Raw genomic sequence first — 21873 nt, forward strand, 5'->3', positions numbered from 1 at the left:
GGCAGAGATCATGGAATTCGGATTCACCACGGCGGCCTATGTGGTCGCGGCTGTGCTCTTCATCCTCTCCCTCGGCGGGCTTTCGGGGCAGGAAAGCGCCAAGCGCGCGGTCTGGTACGGGATCGTCGGCATGGCGCTTGCGGTTTTCGCGACGCTGATCGGGCCGGGCTCCGGCCTCTGGCTCCTGTCGGTCCTTCTGATCGCGGGCGGCGGGATCATCGGCTGGTATGTCGCCACCCGCGTGCAGATGACGGAGATGCCGCAGCTTGTCGCCGCGATGCATTCGCTGGTCGGTCTTGCCGCCGTCTTCGTCGGCTACAACGCCCATTTCGAGCTTGGCCGCGTTCTCGCGATGGACGAGGCCACGCGCCACGGGCTGGAAGGCTTCGCCGCCGTCCTCGCCCACAAGACCGGCGTCGAGCAGTCGATCCTGCGCGTTGAGCTTTTCCTCGGCATCTTCATCGGGGCGGTCACCTTCACCGGCTCGGTCATCGCCTATGGCAAGCTGGCGGGAAAGGTGAACTCCGCCGCGAAGAAGCTGCCGGGCGGGCATGTCCTGAACGCCGGCGCGGCGGCGATCTCGGCTTTGTGCCTTGTCTGGTATTTCGGCACCGGGGGCTTTCTGCCGCTCTTCCTGATGACGCTCGCCGCCTTGTTCATCGGCTATCACCTGATCATGGGGATCGGCGGCGCGGACATGCCGGTGGTCGTGTCGATGCTCAACTCCTACTCGGGCTGGGCCGCGGCGGCGATCGGCTTCTCGCTCTCGAACGATCTTCTGATCGTGGTCGGCGCGCTTGTCGGCTCTTCGGGTGCGATCCTTTCGTACATCATGTGCAAGGCGATGAACCGCAGCTTCATCAGCGTGATCCTCGGCGGCTTTGGCGGCGCGACCGGTCCGGCGATGGAGATCGCGGGCGAGCAGATCGCCATCGACAGCGACGGCGTCGCGGCGGCGCTGAACGATGCGGACAGCGTGATCATCGTGCCGGGCTACGGCATGGCGGTGGCGCAGGCGCAGCAATCGGTCGCGGAACTGACCCGCAAGCTGCGCGCGAAGGGCAAGGAGGTGCGCTTTGCGATCCACCCGGTCGCCGGCCGCCTTCCCGGCCACATGAACGTGCTTCTGGCCGAGGCCAAGGTGCCCTATGACATCGTGCTGGAGATGGACGAGATCAACGAGGACTTCCCCTCGACCGACGTCGCCATCGTGATCGGCTCCAACGACATCGTGAACCCGGCGGCGCAGGAAGACCCCAACAGCCCCATCGCCGGGATGCCGGTGCTGGAGGTCTGGAAGGCGAAGCAGGTCTTCGTGTCGAAGCGCGGGCAGGGCACGGGCTATTCCGGCATCGAGAACCCGCTCTTCTACAAGGACAACACGCGGATGTTCTACGGCGACGCCAAGAAGTCGGTGGACAGCCTCCTGCCGATGATCGACTGACCCCGCGCCGATGCGGATCAAGCGTGACCCCGCCCATTGGGCGGGGTCACTTTCTTTTGTGTTCCGATCTCTCTCGGCCGGGCTATCCTTGCCTTTACAATCATAGGGAGATCCAGATGAACGCCCCGGACAAACCGACGCAACGCAAGAGCGCCAGGGACTTCGACCCACGCATCCTCGAGATTTTCGACGGCTACGTGCATGGCAAGATGTCGAAGCGGGACTTCATCGAGCGCGCCGGCAAGTTCGCCGCGGCCGGTGTGACCGGGGCCGCGATCCTTTCGCAACTGCAACCGGACTATGTGCTGGCCCAGCAGGTGGCGCCCGACGATCCGGCGATCGAGACGATGGTGGCTGAGTATGACAGCCCCGAGGGCAATGGCCGCATCAGGGGGCTGATGGCCAAGCCCGCCGGTGCCACCGGCAAGCTTCCCGCCGTGCTCGTGGTCCACGAAAATCGCGGGCTCAACCCCTATATCGAGGATGTCGTGCGGCGCGCGGCCAAGGCCGGCTACCTCGCTTTCGGCCCGGACGGGCTGACCCCGCTCGGCGGCTATCCCGGCAATGACGAACAGGGCCGCGAGATGCAGTCACAACTCGACCCGGCGAAGCTGATGGCGGATTTCTTCGCGGCCTTCGAATACCTGCGCGATCACGAGGGATCGACGGGCAAGGTCGGCGCCGTGGGCTTTTGCTATGGCGGCGGGGTCTGCAACGCGCTGGCCGTGGCCTATCCTGATCTCGCCGTCTCCGTCCCCTTTTACGGCCGCCAGCCAGCGGCCGGGGATGTTGCGAAGATCGAGGCGCCGCTTCTCCTCCACTATGCGGGGCTGGACGAGCGCGTCAATGCCGGCTGGCCGGACTATGAGGCGGCGTTGCAGGCCAATGGCAAGACTTACACGGCCCATATCTATGACGGTGTGAACCACGGTTTTCACAACGACACGACGCCGCGCTACGACGCGGCGGCTGCAGAGCTGGCCTGGTCCCGGACGATCGAGGCCTTCGCGGCGCATCTGACCTGATCGCAGCCGCCCGGTCGGGCCCAGCGCCCTCGACGCCCTTGCGGAATTGTGCTTTGCAGGGGTGGCACCCGTGGCCGGGCGGGCACGGTCGATCAGAAACGAGGCGGGGAACATGGCGGGCAGATTGCCGAAAAGCGTCTTGGCGCTGGGCTTTGTCAGCCTCTTCATGGACGTCTCGTCAGAGATGATCCACGGGCTGCTGCCGCTTTTCCTGACCGGCACGCTCGGCGCCTCGGCGCTGGTGCTCGGCATGATCGAGGGCGTGTCGGAGGCGGTGGCGCAGGTCACCAAGGTCTTTTCCGGGGCGCTGTCGGACCGGATCGGGCGGCGGAAACCGCTGGCGCTTTTGGGCTACGGGCTGGCGGCCCTGACCAAACCGTTCTTCGCGCTGGCGGGAAGCGCGGGCGTCGTCCTCGCCGCGCGGGCGGTGGACCGGCTGGGCAAGGGGATCCGGGGCGCACCGCGCGATGCGCTGGTGGCCGATCTGGTGCCGCCCGAACGGCGCGGCGCGGCCTACGGGCTGCGCCAGACCCTCGATACGGTCGGCGCCTTTGCGGGGCCGCTGATCGCCATCGCGCTGATGGCCGCTTCCGGGGGCGACTTCCGGCTGGTTTTCGCCGTGGCGATCCTTCCCGCCGCCATCTCCGTCCTGATCCTCGCCAAGGCCGTCAAGGAGCCGTTGCCCCGCGAGAAACCGAACGCCCGCCCGCGCTTCGATCGGGCGAGCCTCGCGGCGCTGGGTCCGGCTTTCTGGACGGTCACGGCGCTCGGCGCGATCATGAGCTTTGCCCGCATCTCCGAGGCGTTCCTGATCCTTCAGGTTAACGCGGTGGGTCTTGCCGTCGCCTTCGCGCCTGTCGTCCTGGTGGTGATGAACGTCGTCTACGCGGCGACCGCCTGGCCGGTGGGCATCCTGTCGGACCGGAACGGGCGGCGCAGCCTCCTGCTCCTGTCTCTCGTGGTTCTGGCGCTGTCGCATGGCGTCCTGGCACTCTCCACCGGGGTGGGGCCGGCTCTGGCGGGGGTGGCGCTCTGGGGGCTTCACATGGGGCTGAGCCAGGGATTGCTCTCTGCGGCCGTGGCAGATGCGACGCCGGCGGCCTTCCGTGGAACCGGCTTCGGCGTCTTCAACCTCGTCGGCGGGCTCGCGCTGCTTCTGGCCAATACGGTTGCGGGCGCGCTCTGGGCCCTTGCCGGGGCTCCGGCCACGTTCGGCTTCGGGGCCGCGGCCGCGCTCCTCGCCCTGCTCCTGGTCCTGCGGCGGGGGGTGGGAAAGCCCGATGGCATACACTCGCATGCAACTAAGCAGTTAGAATAGCTGTTTATTTTCGACCGATGCTCGGCTACGGTTCGCCACGACCGCGACCCGGAACCATCCCGCACATGACTCCCATCGAAGACCATCCGCTGCGCTATCCGCTTGTCAACGAACTGCACGCGCGGCCATTCCCGTCGCTCGACGTGCCGTGCCACGCCGTCTATTTCGCGGTCAAGCAGCCGTTGGACGCGCATAACCGCGACCGCGATGCCGACCGGGCGCATCTTTTGGCGCTTCTCGACCGCCACGGCGCCGCCCATCCGCCCGAGGATGCGACCCATCACGGCGCCCGGATCGGACGCTGCGACCTGAAGTGGGAAAGCCATACCGAATTCGTGACCTATTCGGCCTTCTGCAAGGGCGTCGGCGAACGCGCCTTCAACCCCGCCGAGGCCGATATCTTTCCCGCCGACTGGACGGCCCAGGCGCCCGGCAAGCGCATCGCCGGTTGCCTCGTCCGGGTCGAGACGATGCCCGAGGACCTCTCGGAGGTCACCGCCAAGATCGAGGACTGGTTCGTCGCCGAAAGCCTTGCCACCTCCTGGGTCATCGACGAGGCGGCGATCATCGCGGGCGATTTCAAGATCGACCCGGCCGGCCAGATGCGCTTCGCGATCTTCGTCCGTCCCGGCACCGGCGCGCGCCGCGTCGGCCGCATCGTCCAGCGCCTCTGCGAGATCGAGACCTACCGGGCGATGTCGATGCTGGGCCTTGGCCGCGCGCGGGAACTGAACGCACGTCTCAATGCGTTCGACCCCGCGCTCTCGGCACTGGTCGCGGCGATGTCCGACAAGGGGCGGCGCGCGGAAGGAACGCTGCACGAGCTTCTGGAAATCGCGGCCGAGCTTGAGGCGCTGTCGGTCCGTCACACGTTCCGGTTCGGCGCGACGGGGGCCTACGAGGCCATCGTCAACCAGCGCGTCGAGGTCCTGCGCGAGACGCGCTTCAACGGTCGCCAGACTTTCGGCGAGTTCATGATGCGGCGCTACGATCCGGCGATGCGAACGGTGAAATCGGCGGAACGCCGTCTCGAACAGATGGCCGGCAGGGCCGAGCGGGCGGGGGAACTCCTGCGCACCCGCGTCGATGTCGAACGTTCAGCCCAGAACCAGAAGCTTCTCGAAAGCATGGACCGGCGTGCCGATCTGGCGCTGCGTCTTCAGCACACGGTCGAGGGGCTGTCGGTGGTGGCGATCAGCTACTACGCCGTGAGCCTCGCCACCTATCTCCTCCTGCCCCTCGCCGAGGCGTCGCACTGGCCGAAAAGCGCGCTGACGGCCGTGCTGGTGCCTGTCGTCATGCTGGGTGTGTGGCTGATGGTGCGACGGATCCGGAAGGCGATGCACTGACCAGGCGGTCGGCGGCCCGGGCGCCGGCGACGATGGCCAGAAGCCCGAGGATCGCGGCCAGCGACAGCGTCGGCACACCGGCGAGGCCAACCCCGACCGTGCAGCCGCCGGCCAGCACGCCACCGATACCCATCAACGCGCCCCCGGCCATGTAGCGCAACGTCTCGCGCGGGCTAACGAAGCTTTGCCAGCGGAAGCGGCCAGACAGGAGCGAAAGCGCGGCGGCCCCTGCCAGCACCCCGCCGATCAGGCCGGTGCCGAACCCTGCCGGGATCGCGCTCGACGCGACGGTCCAGAACAGGGTTTCGGCGGCGGGCGAGGTGAAAGAGAGGCTTTCGAAAGCGATCGGGTCGAACTCGTCATAAAGGACGAAGCCGGTGCCGACCCAGCCAAGCGGGACCAGCGTACCGATGAGAATGGCCCCGGCCAGAAGCGCAGGCCGGGTACCGGACCGCAGGGCATAGGCGGCTGCCAGCCCCGCGATCACCAGCGACCAGAGGAGCGCGCCGCCGGGCAGGGCGGCCAGCGAGATCGCATCGCCCACCGGAAGCGTGTAGCCGCCGAGCGCGGTCCGGACAGGCGCCAGAATGCCCTTCAGCGTCGCATGGGCGGCAATGGCGAAGACGACGAGGACCGTCGCGGCGCGGAGGTTGCCCGAGGCCGCCAGCACCGTCAGCCGCGAGGCGCAGCCGCGCGTCAGCACCATGCCGGCGCCGAACAGGAGACCGCCGATCAGGATCGCCAGCACCGGCAGATCGGCTTCCATGAACCGGTGCCCGTCAAATCCGATCCAGCCCGCCGCGACAGCGGCTTGGGTGCCGAGGACCGCGACGGCGAGCGCCATGAGCCAGACGCCAAGCGCCGACCGCCGCTCGCGCGGATCGCCAACCAGTCCGCGCCGCAGGCAGAACCGCGTGACCTCCGCCAGCGCGCCGAAAGCGCTGCCGAGGAGGAGGCCGAAGATCACCGACGCGACGGCGGGGGTGAGGGTTTCGAAACCGAAGCTCTCGAACATCTGGACATCTCCGCATATCGGAATTTGTTTCCAGATAGCGCCGCTTTGCGTCACGCGAAATGGACCACGATACCTGATGCAGCGACAAGGGGAGAACCATGTTCCGTTCAAAGGCCCGCGCCGGAACGTCCCGCCGGCAGCGGCGCACCGCACCGGTCCGTCGGCCTCGCCGCGCCCCAAAGCGAAAGACAGCGTCCTTATTTCTTCTGTTCGGAAATACACCGGGGGTCCGGGGGCAGCGCCCCCGGCGGGTCGGCCGCGCAGCGGCCGAAACCCGAACTCCTCAGCGCCCGCGAATCCGCGGATCGAGCGCGTCGCGAAGCCCGTCGCCGATATAGTTGACCGACAGGACGGTGAGCGAGATCGCCACCCCCGGTAGGATTACCCGGATCGGGTAGAGCTGCATCTGGTCCACGGCGTCGAAGAGGATCCGCCCCCAGGTCGGGAAGTCGGGCGGAAAGCCGAGGCCGAGGAACGACAGCGCCGATTCCGTGATGATCGCATTGGCGATGCCGAGCGTGGCCGAGACCATGATCGGGCTCATCACGTTGGGCAGGATGTGGCGCAGCACCATCCGCCGCGACGGCGTGCCGATCGAGCGGGCGGCGAGCACGTATTCGCGCTCCTTCAGCGCCAGCACCTCGCCGCGCACGATCCGCGCCGCCTGCATCCAGCTCGTCACGCCGATGGCGAAGACGATCAGGAAGAAGATCCCGGTCTCGGGTCCGAAACGCTGCGACAGGGGCTCGCGGAAGAGCGTCACCATCAAGAGGAGAAGCGGCAGGAGCGGCAGCGACAGAAAAAGGTCGGTCAACCCCATCAACAGCCCCTCGGCCCGCTTGAAGAAGCCCGCGACGACGCCGATCAGCGTGCCGAGGAAGAGCGACAGCAGCATCGCCGTCATGCCGACCGCGATGGAGACCTTGCCGCCCGCCATCAGCCGCGCGAGAAGATCGCGGCCCAACTGGTCTGTGCCGAAGGGATGGGCGCCGCTCGGCCCCTGGTTGCGGGCGCGGATGTCGACAAAGGTCGGGTCGATCGACCAGATCCACGGGCCGATCGTGACAGCCAGGAGGATCGCCGCGAAGATGATCAGTCCGAACAGGGCGCCCTTGTGGGTCTTGAACTGGTCCCAGACGTCCCACCACTGGCTGCGGGGCGGCTTCAGCGCCTGATCGACCTTTTGCGCGGAAAGATCAGTCATAGCGGATCCTCGGGTCGAGAACGCCGTAAAGGATATCGGCGATCAGGTTGAACAGCACTGTCAGCGCGGCGAAGATGAAGGTGAGCGTCTGAACCATCGGCAGGTCGTTGGCATAGATCGCGGTGATCAGCAGTTGACCGAGCCCGTTCACCTTGAAGACCTGCTCGGTGATGATCGCGCCACCGAAGATTGTCGGGATGCCGAGGGCGATGACGGTGATGACCGGGATCAGCGAATTGCGCAGGACGTGCTTCAGCACCACGACCTTCTCGCTCATCCCCTTGGCGCGCGCGGTCCGGACATAGTCCTGCCCGAGATTGTCGAGCATCGAGGCGCGCATGAAGCGGCTGATCTGGCTCGCGTTGAAAAGCGCGAGCACGGTCACCGGCATGATCATCTGCTTGACCTGCTTCCAGAAGCTCGCGGCATCGGTGACCTTCAGCGTGGTGTCGTAGATCGACGGGAACCACTGGAGCTTCACCGCGAAGACGATGATCAGCACGACGCCGGTGAAGAACGTGGGCACCGAGAAGCCGATCATCGAGACGAACGTGCCGATCTGATCGAACCAGGAATATTGCCGGTAAGCCGAGATGATGCCGATCGGGATCGCGATGATCACCCCGACGAGATAGGCGAGGCCGACGACCCACAGGGTCTGCGGCATCCGTTGCCAGATCACATCCATGGCCGGTGAGCGGAATTGCCACGAGGTAATCCTGCTGGCCCCCTCGCTCATCGAGGTGCCGAACCAGCTGTCGAGCATGTAGAGCGGCTCGGTCCAGAAGAACTGCTTGAGCCAAAGCAGGTATCGGACCCATCCCGGCTGATCCAGCCCGAGAGCGATCCGCATCTTCTCGCGGACTTCCGGAGGAATGGTCAGCGGTTGATCCGAAAGCGGATCGCCGGGGGCGAGTTCGAGAAGCATGAAGATGACGAGACTGATGAACAGAAGCGTCGGGATCGCGATCAGCAGCCGTCTGAGGGTATAGGTGAGCATCGGCGCCTCGGTTCATCGGTCTTTCTGGAAATCGCCGCCCCGGCGCAAGGCCGGGGCGGCGGGGCTATCCGTCAGAGACGGATCACTTCATGCGGTACCAGTCGGCCGCGTTCCACAGTTCGCTGTCCCAGGTGTTCAACTGCACACCGCCGAGCGTGTTCGAGCGCGCCGAAACCCGGCCGCGATCGACAAGCGCCACGATCGTGTAGCTGTCCTTGGTCAGCATGTCGTTCAGCCTCTTGGCGATCTCGCCGCGCTTTTCGAGGTCGCCGGTCTTGCCGAGTTCCGCCACCAGCGCATCGTATTCCGGATCGCAGTAGCGGTTGATGTTCTCGCCCTGCCACTGCTTGTCGGGCGTCGGCGCCTTGTCGCAGGTATGCTCGGCCAGATAGCTTTCCGGGTCCGCGCCCGAGAAGTTGTTCGCGTACATCTCGACATCCGCGTAGAACTTCTGGAACGTGTCCGGCGAGCCGGGATCGCCACCGAAATAGACCGAACCGTCGATGTTCTTCAGCTCGGTCTCGACGCCGATTTCCGACCACCACTGCTTGATGAGCGCCTGGAAGTCCTGACGCACGGCGTTGGTTGAGGTCTGGTAGAGCACCTTCAGGCGCACGCCGTCGGCGTTGACGCGCACACCGTCCGGGCCGGGCGTGTAGCCGGCCTCTTCCAGAAGCGCCTTCGCGCCCTCGATGTCCTGCTTGAGGCAGTCGGTGTTGTCGGAGGCGTAGAGCGCCGGCGCCGGGACGAGGTTGCAGGTCGGACGGCCGGCCTGGCCATAGCCGACCTCGACCAGGAGGTCGCGGTCGATGGCCATGCTGAGCGCCTTGCGGACGCGCACATCGCTGAGGAACGGATGCGGATGCGCCGCGGTCGCACGTTCGCCTTCCGGCAGATCGGGCGAAGGGTCGGTCCAGTTCATCTCGATCCGCTCGACGAGCGTGCCGAAGGCCGACATCGCCTCGCCCTTGCCGGCGGCCGCCATGCCGGCCAACACGTCCGGCGCCAGCTGAAGGTTCCAGGCGTAATCGAATTCGCCGGTCTCAAGCACAGCGCGGCCCGCCGCCGCCGCATCGCCGCCGCCCTTGAAGGTGACGGTCGCGAAGGCCGGCTTCGCCGGATCGCGGTAGTTCGGGTTGGCCGAGAGCGTGATCACGTCGTTCGGCTTGAACTCGTCCACCTTGAACGCGCCGGTGCCGATCGGCATGAAGTTGGCGCTGGTGCATTCGGGCGCCTTGGCGCCGAGGCAGTCGGCGAACTGCGCCTTCTGCAGGACCGGCGATTCCGCCGTCACGAAGGGCAGGTAGGGGTAGGGCTTGGTATCCTTGAAGGTGATCTTCACCGTCAGGTCGTCCAGTGCCTCGATCTTGTCGACGCCCTCGAACTTCGCCAGCTGCGCGCAGCCGCCTTCGGGATGCATGCAGTATTCGCCGGTGAAGACCACGTCGGCCGAGGTCAGGGGCGAGCCGTCGGACCAGATGAGGCCCGGCTTGATCTTCCAGGTGATCGTCTTGAGGTCTTCCGAAACGCCGCCGTTTTCGACGGTCGGGATCTCCTCGACCAGCCAGGGCACCATGTTGCCGTCCTGGTCGAAGCGCGCGAGCGGTTCGATCACGAGGCTGGAGCTCTCGATGTCCTTGGTGCCCGACGACAGATACGGGTTCAGGATCGAGGGCGCCTGCCAGTAGATGATGTTGACGTGGCCGTCCGCGCCGCGTTCGGCGAAGGCCGCTGGGGCCAGCGCGAACGACGCGGCAGCGCCCAATAGGGCTGTTCTCATCTTCATTTTAGACTCCTTGTTGGGTGCTCGGTGATGCCTCGGATGCCGCCGTTGTTCCGGCGGTCGTCTTGGTGTCGGCGTAGAGGTGACAGGCCGTGTAACGGCCCGGCTCCACTTCGCGGAAGGCGGGTTCCACGGTCTTGCAGATCTCCATGACCCTGGGGCAGCGCGTGCAGAAATTGCAGCCCGCCGGCGGGTTCGCGGGCGAGGGCACGTCGCCCGTCAGGATGATCCGGCGGCGCTCCGTCTCCACGTCCGGATCGGGTTCCGGCACGGCGGAGAGAAGCGCCTGCGTGTAGGGGTGAAGCGGGTTTGAATAAAGCTCGTCGCGGGGCGCGAGTTCCGCGATCTGCCCAAGATACATGACCGCGACCCGGTCGGCGATGTGACGCACCATCGAAAGGTCGTGGCTGATGAAGAGATAGGTGAGGCCGAGCCGGTCCTGCAACTCTTCGAGAAGGTTCACGACCTGCGCCTGAATGGACACGTCGAGGGCCGCGATCGGCTCGTCGCAGACGATGAATTTCGGATTGAGCGCGAGCGCCCGGGCGATGCCGATCCGCTGGCGCTGGCCGCCCGAGAATTCGTGCGGGTAGCGGTTGGCGAAATTGCGGTTGAGCCCGACCTGGTCCATCAGCTCGTAGATCCGGTCGAGCTTTTCGCGCTTCGACATCTTCGTGTGCTCTTCGAGCGGCTCGCCGATGATCGCGGCGACGGTCATGCGGGGATTGAGGCTCGCCTGCGGGTCCTGAAAGACCATCTGCATGGTCGGGCGCAGGGTGCGCAGTTCGGACTGCGGCGAGGCGCCGATCTCGCGCCCGTCGATGCGGATCGAGCCGGCGGTCGGATCGTAGAGCCTGAGGATCACCCGGCCACAGGTCGACTTGCCGCAGCCGGATTCGCCGACAAGGCCAAGCGTTTCGCCCTCGTAGATGTCGAACGAGACGTTATCGACCGCCTTCACGTCGCCGACCCTGGTTCGGAAGATCCCGGCCGTGATCGGGAAATACATCTTGAGGCCCGCGATTTCGACGAGCTTCTTGCGGCCGGTCTTCGGGGGGCTGTCAAGCATCGGCGCCTCCGGTCGCGGGATCCCAGAAGCAGGCCGCGTCATGGCCGGGCCCGACCGGGCGACGGAGCGGGTTTTCACGCTCGCACCGGTCAAAGGCGTGCGGGCAGCGCCGTCGGAAGGCGCAAGCCGTCGGCGCCGCCGTCAGGATCGGCGGCTGGCCCTCGATGACGTTCAACTTCTCGGCGCGCGCGCCGCGCACCGACGGGATCGTCTTGAGAAGGGCGCGGGTATAGGGGTGGCGCGGATTGTGGAAGAGTTCTTTCGACGGGGCCTGTTCGACGATCTGGCCGCCATACATCACGATCACCCGGTCGGCGATCCCGGCGATGACGCCGAGGTCATGGGTAATCCAGACGATCGCCATGCCGAGCTTGTGCCGAAGGTCGCGCACCAGTTCGAGGATCTGCGCCTGGATGGTCACGTCGAGCGCCGTCGTCGGTTCGTCCGCGATCAGCACCTTGGGATCGCAGGCGAGCGCGATGGCGATCATCACCCGCTGGCGCATGCCCCCCGAAAACTGGTGCGGGTAGTCGCCAAGCCGGCGTCCGGCATCGGGGATTCCCACGAGTTCCAGAAGCTCCTTCGCGCGGTTGCGCGCTGCCGCCTTGTCGAGCCCCATGTGTTTGCGCAGCGGCTCCATGATCTGGTAGCCGACCGTGAAGACCGGATTGAGCGAGGTCATCGGATCCTGGAAGATGAACCCGATATCGGCGCCGCGCACCTCGCGCAGATGTTCCTGCGAACATTTCAGGAGGTCCTCGCCGCCGAAGAGCACCTGGCCTTCGCGCACATCCGCCGGGGGCGAGGGCAGAAGGCCGATCAGCGACATCATCGTCACCGACTTGCCCGAGCCGCTTTCGCCGACAACGCCGAGAAGCTCACCGGGTTTCAGGTCGAAGCTGACGGAATTGACGGCGTGAACCTCGCCGCCGCGAGTCCTGAAAACCGTCTTCAGGCCCTTGACGTCAAGGACGGGCATGGCCCCATCGGGCATAGATCGCTCCCAGTCGGATTATTATCGTTTTGTTTTGCCGGTCTTGTGCCGGTTGTCCGTGCCCGAGTGTTAGCCATTTTCAGGCATCCGGCAACACCGAATTCTGCCGCGTTCCGGCAGGTTATTTCCGGCAGATCGCCGACAGGATCCGGCATATCGCCGCCTCTTGACCCGGCTGGGCCGCGCGGTCAGGGTCGCGAAGCGCTGCAATGAGGATGGGCATGGGCACGATTTCTGAGGCAAGGCGGATTCTGGATCGGCTCGTCGCCTTTCCGACGGTGAGCCGGGACAGCAACCTGGCGCTTGTCGACTGGGTGGAGGATTACCTTGCCGGTCATGGCGTCGCCGCGCACCGGGTCTACAACGCCGATCGGACGAAAGCGAATCTCTGGGCCTCCGTCGGGCCGGACGTGGCGGGGGGCGTGATCCTATCGGGCCATACCGACGTGGTGCCGGTCGACGGGCAGGACTGGTCGAGCGATCCCTGGACGGTGACGGAGCGCAACGGCCGGCTCTACGGGCGGGGCACCTGCGACATGAAGGGGTTCGACGCGCTGGCGCTCGCCGCGGTGCCGCTCGCACTCGCGGCGGGGGTGAAGCGGCCCTTGCAGATCGCGCTCTCCATCGACGAGGAGATCGGCTGCGCCGGCTGCATCCCGATGGTCGGGGAAATGGCCGCGACGGCGCCGAAGGCGGCGGCGGTGATCGTGGGCGAGCCGTCGCGGATGCGGGTCGTCACCGGCCACAAGGGCGGGATCGGCTTCGGCACGCGGCTGAAGGGCTTCCCCGTTCATTCCTCGATGATGCACGAAGGCGTCAACGCGATCATGGAGGCGGCGAAGCTGATCGGATGGGCGAATGCCCGCAACGCCGAGAACCGGGCAAGGCCGCCGGGGCCGCTCGCGACCATGTTCGACCCGCCCTGGACGACCGTCCATGTCGGCCAGATCGAGGGCGGGACGGCCCATAACATCACGGCCGAGCACTGCCGCATGGGCCTCGATTTCCGCGTCGTGCCGGGCGAGGAGGGCGAAGACTGGGCGACGGCTTACGAAGCAATGGTTGCCGAGGTGGCGGCCGGAATGAAGGCGGTCCGGCCGGAGGCCGGGATCGAACTCATCCGGCAGTTCGACGTGCCGCCGCTGGTGCCGGAGGCGGATGGTAACGCAGAGCGACTGGCCCGGGCGCTGACCGGCGACAACGGTACGCATGTCGTCAGTTACGGCACCGAGGCCGGACATTTCCAGAAGGCGGGCTATTCCGCCGTGGTCTGCGGGCCGGGTGACATCGCCCAGGCGCATCAGGCGGACGAGTTCATCGAGGTATCGGAGTTCGAGGCGGGATGGCGGTTCATGCAAGGACTGGTGGCGGAGCTCGCGCGGTGACATTTCCGATATCTGAAGCGAGCCCGGTCCGTTTTTCCGGTCCGTTGCCGGCTGCGGCCGATGTGGTCGTGATCGGCGGCGGTGTTGTCGGCGTGATGACGGCATGGTTTCTTGCCAAGCGCGGCGTGCGGGTCGTGCTTTGCGAGAAAGGCCGGATCGCCGGCGAACAGTCGAGCCGCAACTGGGGCTGGGTGCGCCAGCAGGGCCGCGACCCGGCGGAACTGCCGATCATGATCGAGTCGCTTTCGATCTGGAAAGGGCTGGAAGCCGAGGCGAATGCCGATCTCGGCTTCCGGCAGACCGGGGTCCTCTATGCCGCCAACGGGCGGAAGGACATGGCGGAGTTCGAGGCCTGGATGGCCCATGCCCGCGCGCATGGTCTCGACACGCGGCTTCTCGGCCGGGTGGAAATCGCGGACCTCCTGCCCAATGCGGCGGGCTGGGTCGGCGGGATCTGGACCGCCTCGGACGCGCGGGCGGAGCCCTGGGTCGCGGTGCCGCGTCTTGCCGAGGCGGCGGCGAGGACAGGGGTGACGATCGTCGAGAACTGCGCGGTGCGCGCCCTCGACATGGCCGCAGGGCGCGTCGCCGGGGTGGTGACGGAACTGGGCCGCATCTCGGCCGACCGGGTCGTGTTGGCCGGGGGCGCGTGGTCCGCGCTCCTCGCGCGGGCGCATGGGGTCGACATGCCGCAGCTTTCGGTGCGGGCGACCGTCACGGCGACGGTGCCGATGGCCGAGGTCTTTTCCGGCGCCGCCGCCGACAACCATTTCGCGATCCGGCGCCGGTTCGATGGCGGTTACACGCTCACCCCCGGCCATTTCCACGAATTCTTCATCGGCCCGGACGCGTTCCGGCACCTTCGCGCCTTCCTGCCGCAGATCCGCAAGGACATCTCGGGCACCCGCTTCCTTCCGGCCGCGCCACGGCACTATCCCGACGCCTGGGGCACGCCCCGGCGCTGGGCGGCCGACGCCGAAAGCCCGTTCGAACGCTTGCGCATCCTGAACCCCGATCCAAACCGGGCGATGATCGAACGTCTGCGTGACCGCTTCGCCGCCGCCTTCCCGGCGCTCGGCCGGCCGAAGATCGCGACGGCCTGGGCCGGGATGATCGACACGATGCCCGATATCGTCCCGGTGATCGACCATGCGGCCGCACTTCCCGGCCTGACCATCGCGACCGGCATGTCGGGCCACGGCTTCGGCATCGGCCCCGGCATCGGCCGCGTCGTCGCCGATCTGGTCGAGGGGCGCGCGCCCGGCCACGACCTCACGCGCTTTCGTTTGTCGCGGTTCGGGGACGGGTCGGCGGTTGCGCCGGGACCGGCGCTCTAGCTGTGCCGGGAAGGCCCGGGCCCTTGTCCAAGCGGGGGAATATGTGTGGTCGAACTGACGTCCGGCTGCGTGCAGCCTGACGTTGCAAGGAGAATATATTGGTGATTTCGGACGAGTTTCATAAACTCTCCCGATGAAATTCCGTTTCGGCGACGTCACTCCGGATCAGTCGTTCGGACAGCTTCTGCGCTTGGGCGAGGACGTGTCCGTCGAGCCGCGCACCGTCGCGCTTTTTTGCTACCCGGTCGAAAACCGGGACCGGCTCGTCACCAAGGACGAGCTTCTGGAACGGCTCTGGGACGGGCGTTCGATTTCGGACGCCGGCCGGACGCGTCGATCGCCCAGTTCTTCGACGCCTTTCCGCTTCGCGACGCGGGGGTGCGAAAGGCGCTTCACGAAGCACTTGCGTCGCTCGGGCTTCCCGAAACCTCCTGACCGTTTGAAAGCTCATCGACGAGCGCGCGGCCATGGGTCAGAACGGCGTCGACGAGGATGTCGATATCCAATTTCCGGGTCCGGTGGTTGTTGATCGCGGCGCGCAGGCAGAAGCGCCCGTTGATCACCGTATCGGACACGGCCGCAACGCCGTCCTCCTGCATGCGGAGCAGGATCTCGGTGTTGAGGGTGCGCAGCGCATCTTCGCCAAGGTCGCCGGGATTGAAGCGGAAACAGACAATGCTGATTACCCGCTTGGCGACCAGCTCCAGATCGGACACGGCCTCCACCCTGTCCGCCAGATAAGTGGCGTGCGTGATATCTTGATCGATCAGCGCGCCGAACGTGTCGGCGCCATGCTCCTGCAACGCCATCCAGACCTTCAGCGCGCGAAACCCGCGAGAGGTCTGAACGCCGTAGTCGTGGAGCCATTCGCTCGCCGCGATCCCACGGTCCTTCTGTTGCAGATATTCCGGCGTCTTCTCGAAGGTCGCGCGATGCGCCGCGCGGTCCCGGACAAGCGCGCAGCCGACCTCGAACGGCGCATGCAACCATTTGTGCGGGTCGATCGCGATGCTGTCGGCCTCAGACATCCCGTCGACCAGACTGCGGTGGCGGGGAGACAGCGCCAGAAGCCCGCCGATGCAGCCGTCGACGTGGAACCAGAGGCCCTCGTCCCGACAAAACGCCCCGATCGCCCGAAGATCGTCAATCGCGCCGGCATTGACCGTGCCGGCGGTGGCGATCACGCAGGCGGGACGCAGACCGTGGGATCGGTCGTGCGAAACCGCTTCGGCCAGAAGGCCGGGGTCGAGCGTGCCGTCGTCGCGGGCCGGAAGTTTCCGCAACCCCGCGCGGCCGAGACCGAGGCTTTCAAGCGCGATCTGGTGACAGGAATGCAACTGGTCGGAACCGTAGAACCGCAGCCGCCCGCCATCGCCGCATATCCCGTCGGCGCGCGCATCGCCGGGTGACTTCACGTTCCGGGCGACCGTCAGCCCGATCAGGTTCGCCACGGACCCGCCGCTGACCAGGGTGCCGCTGGCCCCGGCGGGATAGCCCACGATCTCTTTCATCCAATCGACAACCTGGCGGTCGATCAACGCGGCCGAGTGGTTTCCGCCGCCGAGGTTCGACCCGAGGATCGCCGCGAGGAAATCGCCGAGGGCGCCGGTGAAGTTGCTCGCCCCCATATACCACATCCAGAAGCGCGGATGGATGTTGCCGAGGGGATAGGGCATCATGCCGGTCTTCAAGGTCTCGTAGACCTCGGATGGCGCGCGGCCCCGCCGTGGCAGGGGGGCGGCGAAGGCCCGGCGCACGTCGTCCGGCATTTCCTGCCAGACCGGCCGGTCGCGCACGTCGCGGGTATAGTCGATGGCGTCATCGACGATCCGGTGGGCAAGCCGGCGCATGTCTTCCCAATCGTCCGGGTCGAGGGTCTTCGCTTCCACTGACATGACGCCGGTCTCCGTATCTGTGCGGTAGTCGGGGCGGGCGCGCCGACGCGCGACCGCCCAACCGGCTCAGGCCGGCATCTGGTAACCTGGCGTGGACCGCGAGATAGCGATCTCCTCGGCATCCATCTCCGGTTCGATCGCCTCGAAAAGCGGCGTGGTCATGTAGCGCTCCCCGGTATCGGGCAACATGCAGAGGATCACCGTGCCGGGTTCCGCCTTCTCGGCCACCCGCATCGCCACGGCAAAGGTCGAGCCGCCGGAAATGCCGGTCAGGATGCCTTCCTTCTTCGCCAGCTTCTGGGCCCACGCGATGCCCTCCGGGCCGGGGACCGGGATCAGCTCGTCATAGCCGTTGTGGTCGACACCGTCCTGCAGAACCAGCGGGATGAAATCGGGCGTCCAGCCCTGGATTGGATGCGGTTCCCACGCCTTGTGGCTTGCGGCCGGCGCACCATTGGCATCGCGTGCCTGCTTTTCGCCACTGCTCAGAAGCGCCGCGTTCGCGGGTTCCGTGACCACGATCTTGGTTTCCGGCCGCTCCTTGCGCAGGACGCGGGCGACGCCGGTCAGGGTGCCGCCGGTGCCGTAGCCGGTGACGAAATAGTCGAGCCGGTCGCCCGCGAAATCGGCCACGATCTCGCGGCCCGTGGTGGTTTCGTGGATGTCGGCATTGGCGTCGGTCTCGAACTGGCGGGCAAGGAACCAGCCGTTGGCCTCGGCGAGTTCGACGGCCTTCTTGTACATGCCGATGCCCTTTTCGGCCCGCGGCGTCAGCACCACCTTGGCGCCAAGCATCCGCATCAGGCGCCGGCGCTCGATCGAGAAGCTGTCGGCCATCGTCACGACCAGCGGATAGCCCTTTTGCGCGCAGACCACGGCGAGGCCGATGCCGGTATTGCCGCTGGTGGCCTCCACGACCGTCTGTCCGGGCTTCAGCTTGCCTTCCCGCTCCGCCGCCTCGATGATGTTGATGGCAAGCCGGTCCTTGACCGAGCCGCCGGGATTGAAGAACTCCGCCTTGACGTACATGCGCACGCCATCGGGGGCGAGGTTGTTGACCCGGATCACCGGCGTATCGCCGATGGTGTCAAGGACACTGTCATACTGGCGTTTGCGGCCATCGGTTGTGCGGATGGAGCGTTTGTCGGTCATGGGCGTACCTCAGGGTCAGATGGTTTGATGAAATGGAACAAGGGTTCCGTGGCCACTGGAACGAATTCCCGGTCAGACTACGCCGCGAATGTCCTCCCGTCTTGAGGAATGGCTGATTATTTCCTGAGTTTTTCGCCGCCAGGTCAGCGTTCATCGCGCCACGGGCGACTCCGGTGGCCCGAAGTATCGGATGGGATGTCCGGATGGCACTGTTGCGGTTCCCCGGTCTCGTCGAGACGCGCGCCTCTCGGCCTCACAACCGGTCGCGGAGGGAAAACCAGACCATCGCCAGAACCAGGAGCGGCCAGCGCAGGGCGACACCGCCGGGGAAGGGGCGTGTCGGCACCCCGGCCATGAGGTCGAAGCGTTCCGCCTGACCGGCGATGGCCTCGGCCGCGAGTTTGCCGCCGAGCGTGGCGAGCGCCACGCCGTGGCCGGAATAGCCCGACGCGGTCAGGATGTTGCCGGCGAGCCGCTCGAAATGCGGCATCCGGTTCAGGGTGATGCCGAGCGTGCCGCCCCAGGCATGGGTGATCCTGGTCCCGGCAAGCTGGGGATAGATTTCCAGCATCGGCTTTCGGACCAGCGCGGCGATGTCCGACGGGAAGCGGTAGCCGTAGCTTTCGGCGCCGCCGAAGAGGAGGCGGTTGTCTTCGGAAAACCGGAAATAGTTGATGACGAACTTCGAATCCGCCACCGCGTGATTGCCGCGAATGAGCGCGTCGCGCGCCTCCGGGCGCATCGGTTCGGTGGCGACGATGAAGTTGTTGATCGGCATCACGCGGGCCGCCGTCCGGCCGTTCAGGTGGCCGAGATAGCCGTTGCAGGCAAGGACGAGATCCCGCGCGGTGATCGTCGCGCGGTCGGTTTCGACCACCGCTGGCGTGCCCTCGGTGATCTTTCGAACCGTCGAATGTTCGTGGATGCGAACCCCCTTCGCCGCCCCGGCGCGGGCAAGGCCGAAGGCGTAGCGCAAAGGGTGCAGATGCCCGCCGCCCATGTCGATATCGCCGCCGTGATAGGCCGGCGAGCCGACGAGGTGGCGCATCTCTTCCCGGTCGAGCGGGCGGATCTGCTCGTAGCCGTAGTCGCGCGCCATCTTCTCGGCATAGGTGCGCGAATGGGGCACGAGGCGTTCCCGGTGGCAGGCATGGATGATGCCGTCGGCGAAACCCGCCTCGGGCGCGTGTTCGGCCGCGAGCGCCTTTGTCAGCGCCACCGCCTCCTGCGCGAGAACCCAGAGCGCGCGGGCGCGGGTCTGCCCGACGATCCTCTCAAGCTCTTCCTGATCGAGCCGCTGGCCGGTCCCGACCTGCCCGCCGTTCCGCCCCGACGCCCCCCAGCCGACGCGGTGGGCGTCGAGGAGCACGACGTCATAGCCGCGTGCGGCCAGATGCAGCGCCGCCGACAGCCCGGTGAAACCGGCGCCGACGATGCAGACGTCGCAGGATAGCGCGCCCTCGGCCGCGGGGAAGGGGCCGGGCGCTTCGGCGGTGTCGGCATACCAGGACCGGGGATATTCCCCGGACCTGTCATTGGCGGTCAGGATGTCCATGCGGCCCCGCTCAGGCCGCTTTCAGAAGCCCGTCGGACTTCAGGCCCGCATAGCATTCGTCGAGCGACTTCGTCGCGCGCTCGATGAGAACGTCGATCTCGGACGGGGTGATCACGAGGGGCGGCGAGATGATCATGCGGTCGCCGACATGGCGCATGACGAGGTTGTTGGCAAAGCAGCGCTCGCGGCAGCGATAGCCGACGGTGCCGGCCTCCGACGCGAATGCGGCGCGGGTTTCCTTGTTCGGCGTGAGCGCGATGGAGCCCATGAGCCCGACCAGCGACGCCTCGCCCACCAGCGGATGATCCTCGAGCGCCTTCCAGCGTTCCATCAGGTAGGGATGGGCCACGTTCCTGACGTGGTCGACGATCTTCTCCTCCTGCAGGATCTGGAGGTTCTTCAGCGCCACGGCGGCGGCGACCGGGTGGCCGCAATAGGTGTAGCCGTGGTTGAAATCGCCCGCGCCGCCGACGGTCGCGGCGATGTCGTCGCAGACGATGGAACCGCCGATCGGCGCGTAGCCCGACGACAGACCCTTGGCGATGGTCATGATATGCGGCTTGATGCCGAGGGTCTGGCTGCCAAACCAGTTGCCGGTGCGGCCGAAGCCGGTGATGACCTCGTCGGCGATCAGGAGGATGCCGTACTTGTCGCAGATGCGCTGGATTTCGGGCCAGTAGGTCGCGGGCGGGACGATGACGCCGCCGGCGCCCTGGATCGGTTCGCCGATGAAGGCGGCGACGCGGTCGACGCCCAGTTCTTCGATCTTCGCCTCAAGCTCGCGGGCGCGCAGCAGGCCGAATTCCTCGGCGCTCATGTCCTTGCCTTCGCCGTACCAGTAGGGCTGGCCGATATGGACGATGTTCGGGATCGGCAGCCCGCCCTGGGCATGAATGCCGGCCATGCCGCCGAGCGAGCCGCCGCCCATAGTGGAGCCGTGATAGGCGTTCGTGCGGCTGATGATGATGTTCTTCCCGGGCTTGCCCTTCACCTCCCAGTAGCGGCGGACAAGGCGGATATTGGTGTCGTTCGCCTCCGACCCCGATCCTGCATAGAAGACGTGGTTGAGGTCGCCGGGGGCGAGCTTCGCGATCTCGGCGGCCAGCGCGATGGCCGGCACATGCGAGGTCTGGAAGAAGGTGTTGTAATAGCACAGCTCCTCCATCTGCCGCGCGGCGACCTCCGCGATGTCCTTGCGGCCATAGCCGACGTTCACGCACCAGAGCCCGGCCATGCCGTCGAGGATCTGCTGGCCTTCGCTATCGGTGAGATAGACACCCTTGCCACGGGTGATGATCCGCGCGCCCTTCCGGGCAAGCTCGGCATCGGCGGTGAAGGGGTGCATGTGATGCGCGGCATCCAGCGCCTGGAGTTCCCTGGTGGGCATGTGATTGGTGATCTGGGTCATCGCGGAACCTGTCATCTGATGGGCCGGTGGGCGTGTGGCGGAACGTGATCCTTTGCCGGGCGAGGCGGTAAATCCGGCGGCTCGCCCCGCTGGAGGAGACGGTCGGCCGGATACCCTTCGCGCGGCGGGGTCGGCGATCAGGATATGATCAAAATCGGCGCTGTCAACCGAATTTGATCAAATTTCGGCGCCGCCGAGCGACAGCCTGACCTGATCGATTCCCTGCGCGATGTCGTTTTCGAGCGCCCGCGCCAGTCCCTCGGCATCGCCGCCCCGCATCGCGGCCAGCGCCTCGCCGTGCCGGTCCGGCAGGTTCGACGTGCCGTAGCGGCCGCAGACGACCCGCAACGACGGACCGAATCTGAGCCACAGCGAATGCGCGATGGAGAGCAGGATCGGCGCATCGGCGCGGTCGTAGAGGGTGAAATGGAAGCGGTAATTGTTCGCGAGATAGCGCTGCACATCGCCGGCGCCGATGGCCTGGTCGATATCCGCGTCGATCCGCGCCAGTTCGGAAATATCCTTCTGTTGCAGCCTTTTTGCGGCCATATGCGCCAGTTTCGGCTCGATCGTCAGCCGGGCGAAGGCAAGTTCGTCGATCTGCGATCCCATGAGTTGCGGCACCGAGACGCGGCGGTTGCCCTGAAGCACCAGCGCGCCCTCCGCCGTCAGCTTCCGGATCGCCTCGCGCACCGGGGTCATGCCCGCATCGAGCGTTGCGGTCAGCCCCTGAATTGTCACCGGTTGGCCGGGTGTCAGCTGGCCGAAGAGAATCATGTCGCGCAGCCGGCAGTAGGTAATTTCGTGCGATGGCACTTTTCTGGGCGATTCGTCCGCTTCACGTAGGTTTTTCATTCCCGTTCCTTGACAGGGGCCGCACGAAAATCCGTATCCTTCATAATAGATTGCGCTTCACGGAAAAGCCATGTTGATTTGAGTC

Annotated in this window: 17 protein-coding genes; 6 read left to right on the forward strand and 11 right to left on the reverse strand. The window is 66.4% G+C overall.

Annotated features, from left to right (window positions below):
* Positions 1-10: 10 nt before the first annotated feature.
* The 4 genes from V5734_RS07955 (at position 11) to V5734_RS07970 (ending at position 5136) form a co-directional block, all read left to right on the forward strand.
* Positions 11-1444 carry an NAD(P)(+) transhydrogenase (Re/Si-specific) subunit beta gene (locus V5734_RS07955; protein ID WP_347312969.1) on the forward strand — a complete coding sequence of 478 codons (1434 nt, stop codon included), beginning with the start codon at positions 11-13 and terminating at the stop codon, positions 1442-1444.
* A 116-nt stretch (positions 1445-1560) separates the two neighbouring features.
* Complete coding sequence (gene yghX / locus V5734_RS07960) at positions 1561-2469, forward strand: YghX family hydrolase (RefSeq protein ID WP_347312970.1); 909 nt, start codon at positions 1561-1563, stop codon at positions 2467-2469.
* Positions 2470-2581: 112 nt separating this feature from the next.
* Positions 2582-3787, forward strand: a complete 1206-nt coding sequence (locus V5734_RS07965; protein ID WP_347312971.1) for an MFS transporter — start codon at positions 2582-2584, stop codon at positions 3785-3787.
* 65 nt (positions 3788-3852) lie between these two features.
* On the forward strand, positions 3853-5136 hold the full coding sequence (locus tag V5734_RS07970) for a DUF3422 family protein (protein WP_347312972.1): 1284 nt from the start codon (positions 3853-3855) through the stop codon (positions 5134-5136).
* Here the strand turns inward: V5734_RS07970 and V5734_RS07975 are convergent.
* From V5734_RS07975 to V5734_RS08000, 6 genes are all read right to left on the reverse strand, one after another.
* A complete protein-coding gene (locus tag V5734_RS07975) occupies positions 5084-6151 on the reverse strand; it encodes a YeeE/YedE family protein (protein ID WP_347312973.1) in 1068 nt (355 codons plus the stop codon). The two genes, V5734_RS07970 and V5734_RS07975, sit on opposite strands and share 53 nt — an antisense overlap.
* 283 nt (positions 6152-6434) lie before the next feature.
* On the reverse strand, positions 6435-7355 hold the full coding sequence (locus tag V5734_RS07980) for an ABC transporter permease (protein ID WP_347312974.1): 921 nt from the start codon (positions 7353-7355) through the stop codon (positions 6435-6437).
* On the reverse strand, positions 7348-8355 hold the full coding sequence (locus V5734_RS07985; RefSeq protein WP_347312975.1) for an ABC transporter permease: 1008 nt from the start codon (positions 8353-8355) through the stop codon (positions 7348-7350). The genes V5734_RS07980 and V5734_RS07985 overlap by 8 nt, the downstream gene beginning before the upstream one ends.
* 82 nt (positions 8356-8437) lie before the next feature.
* The gene (locus tag V5734_RS07990) at positions 8438-10141 is read right to left on the reverse strand and encodes a peptide ABC transporter substrate-binding protein (RefSeq protein ID WP_347312976.1); all 1704 of its coding nucleotides are present in this window, start codon (positions 10139-10141) and stop codon (positions 8438-8440) included.
* Between the two features lies 1 nt (position 10142).
* Entirely contained in the window at positions 10143-11207 is a 1065-nt protein-coding gene (locus tag V5734_RS07995; protein ID WP_347312977.1) for an ABC transporter ATP-binding protein, read from the reverse strand.
* Positions 11200-12201 (reverse strand): ABC transporter ATP-binding protein, encoded by a 1002-nt coding sequence (locus V5734_RS08000; protein WP_347312978.1) that lies wholly within the window; start codon positions 12199-12201, stop codon positions 11200-11202. The genes V5734_RS07995 and V5734_RS08000 overlap by 8 nt, the downstream gene beginning before the upstream one ends.
* Before the next feature lie 221 nt (positions 12202-12422).
* On the opposite strand from V5734_RS08000, the gene argE reads away from it, so the two are divergent.
* Both argE and V5734_RS08010 read left to right on the forward strand, forming a co-directional pair.
* The gene (argE, locus tag V5734_RS08005) at positions 12423-13586 is read left to right on the forward strand and encodes an acetylornithine deacetylase (RefSeq protein WP_347312979.1); all 1164 of its coding nucleotides are present in this window, start codon (positions 12423-12425) and stop codon (positions 13584-13586) included.
* Positions 13583-14923 (forward strand): NAD(P)/FAD-dependent oxidoreductase, encoded by a 1341-nt coding sequence (locus V5734_RS08010; RefSeq protein WP_347312980.1) that lies wholly within the window; start codon positions 13583-13585, stop codon positions 14921-14923. The genes argE and V5734_RS08010 overlap by 4 nt, the downstream gene beginning before the upstream one ends.
* 392 nt (positions 14924-15315) lie before the next feature.
* Here V5734_RS08010 and V5734_RS08015 read toward each other — a convergent pair whose 3' ends face one another.
* From V5734_RS08015 to V5734_RS08035, 5 genes are all read right to left on the reverse strand, one after another.
* Complete coding sequence (locus V5734_RS08015) at positions 15316-16818, reverse strand: pyridoxal phosphate-dependent decarboxylase family protein (protein ID WP_347312981.1); 1503 nt, start codon at positions 16816-16818, stop codon at positions 15316-15318.
* A gap of 66 nt (positions 16819-16884) precedes the next feature.
* A complete protein-coding gene (cysK, locus tag V5734_RS08020) occupies positions 16885-17970 on the reverse strand; it encodes a cysteine synthase A (RefSeq protein ID WP_347312982.1) in 1086 nt (361 codons plus the stop codon).
* Positions 17971-18223: 253 nt separating this feature from the next.
* Positions 18224-19525 (reverse strand): NAD(P)/FAD-dependent oxidoreductase, encoded by a 1302-nt coding sequence (locus V5734_RS08025; protein WP_347312983.1) that lies wholly within the window; start codon positions 19523-19525, stop codon positions 18224-18226.
* Between the two features lie 10 nt (positions 19526-19535).
* Positions 19536-20933: an aspartate aminotransferase family protein gene (locus V5734_RS08030; protein ID WP_347313593.1), complete on the reverse strand. Its 1398-nt coding sequence runs from the start codon at positions 20931-20933 to the stop codon at positions 19536-19538.
* A gap of 177 nt (positions 20934-21110) precedes the next feature.
* Complete coding sequence (locus tag V5734_RS08035; protein WP_347312984.1) at positions 21111-21788, reverse strand: GntR family transcriptional regulator; 678 nt, start codon at positions 21786-21788, stop codon at positions 21111-21113.
* Between the last annotated feature and the right edge of the window lie 85 nt (positions 21789-21873).

The sequence above is a fragment of the Defluviimonas sp. SAOS-178_SWC genome (assembly GCF_039830135.1).
Taxonomy (GTDB): Bacteria; Pseudomonadota; Alphaproteobacteria; order Rhodobacterales; family Rhodobacteraceae; genus Albidovulum.

Coding starts and splice junctions, on each gene's coding strand:
- V5734_RS07955 (WP_347312969.1), top strand. CDS start 11: ATGGAATTCGGATTCACCACGGCGGCCTATGTGGTCGCGGCTGTGCTC.
- yghX (WP_347312970.1), top strand. CDS start 1,561: ATGAACGCCCCGGACAAACCGACGCAACGCAAGAGCGCCAGGGACTTC.
- V5734_RS07965 (WP_347312971.1), top strand. CDS start 2,582: ATGGCGGGCAGATTGCCGAAAAGCGTCTTGGCGCTGGGCTTTGTCAGC.
- V5734_RS07970 (WP_347312972.1), top strand. CDS start 3,853: ATGACTCCCATCGAAGACCATCCGCTGCGCTATCCGCTTGTCAACGAA.
- V5734_RS07975 (WP_347312973.1), bottom strand. CDS start 6,151: ATGTTCGAGAGCTTCGGTTTCGAAACCCTCACCCCCGCCGTCGCGTCG.
- V5734_RS07980 (WP_347312974.1), bottom strand. CDS start 7,355: ATGACTGATCTTTCCGCGCAAAAGGTCGATCAGGCGCTGAAGCCGCCC.
- V5734_RS07985 (WP_347312975.1), bottom strand. CDS start 8,355: ATGCTCACCTATACCCTCAGACGGCTGCTGATCGCGATCCCGACGCTT.
- V5734_RS07990 (WP_347312976.1), bottom strand. CDS start 10,141: ATGAAGATGAGAACAGCCCTATTGGGCGCTGCCGCGTCGTTCGCGCTG.
- V5734_RS07995 (WP_347312977.1), bottom strand. CDS start 11,207: ATGCTTGACAGCCCCCCGAAGACCGGCCGCAAGAAGCTCGTCGAAATC.
- V5734_RS08000 (WP_347312978.1), bottom strand. CDS start 12,201: ATGCCCGATGGGGCCATGCCCGTCCTTGACGTCAAGGGCCTGAAGACG.
- argE (WP_347312979.1), top strand. CDS start 12,423: ATGGGCACGATTTCTGAGGCAAGGCGGATTCTGGATCGGCTCGTCGCC.
- V5734_RS08015 (WP_347312981.1), bottom strand. CDS start 16,818: ATGTCAGTGGAAGCGAAGACCCTCGACCCGGACGATTGGGAAGACATG.
- cysK (WP_347312982.1), bottom strand. CDS start 17,970: ATGACCGACAAACGCTCCATCCGCACAACCGATGGCCGCAAACGCCAG.
- V5734_RS08025 (WP_347312983.1), bottom strand. CDS start 19,525: ATGGACATCCTGACCGCCAATGACAGGTCCGGGGAATATCCCCGGTCC.
- V5734_RS08030 (WP_347313593.1), bottom strand. CDS start 20,933: ATGACCCAGATCACCAATCACATGCCCACCAGGGAACTCCAGGCGCTG.
- V5734_RS08035 (WP_347312984.1), bottom strand. CDS start 21,788: ATGAAAAACCTACGTGAAGCGGACGAATCGCCCAGAAAAGTGCCATCG.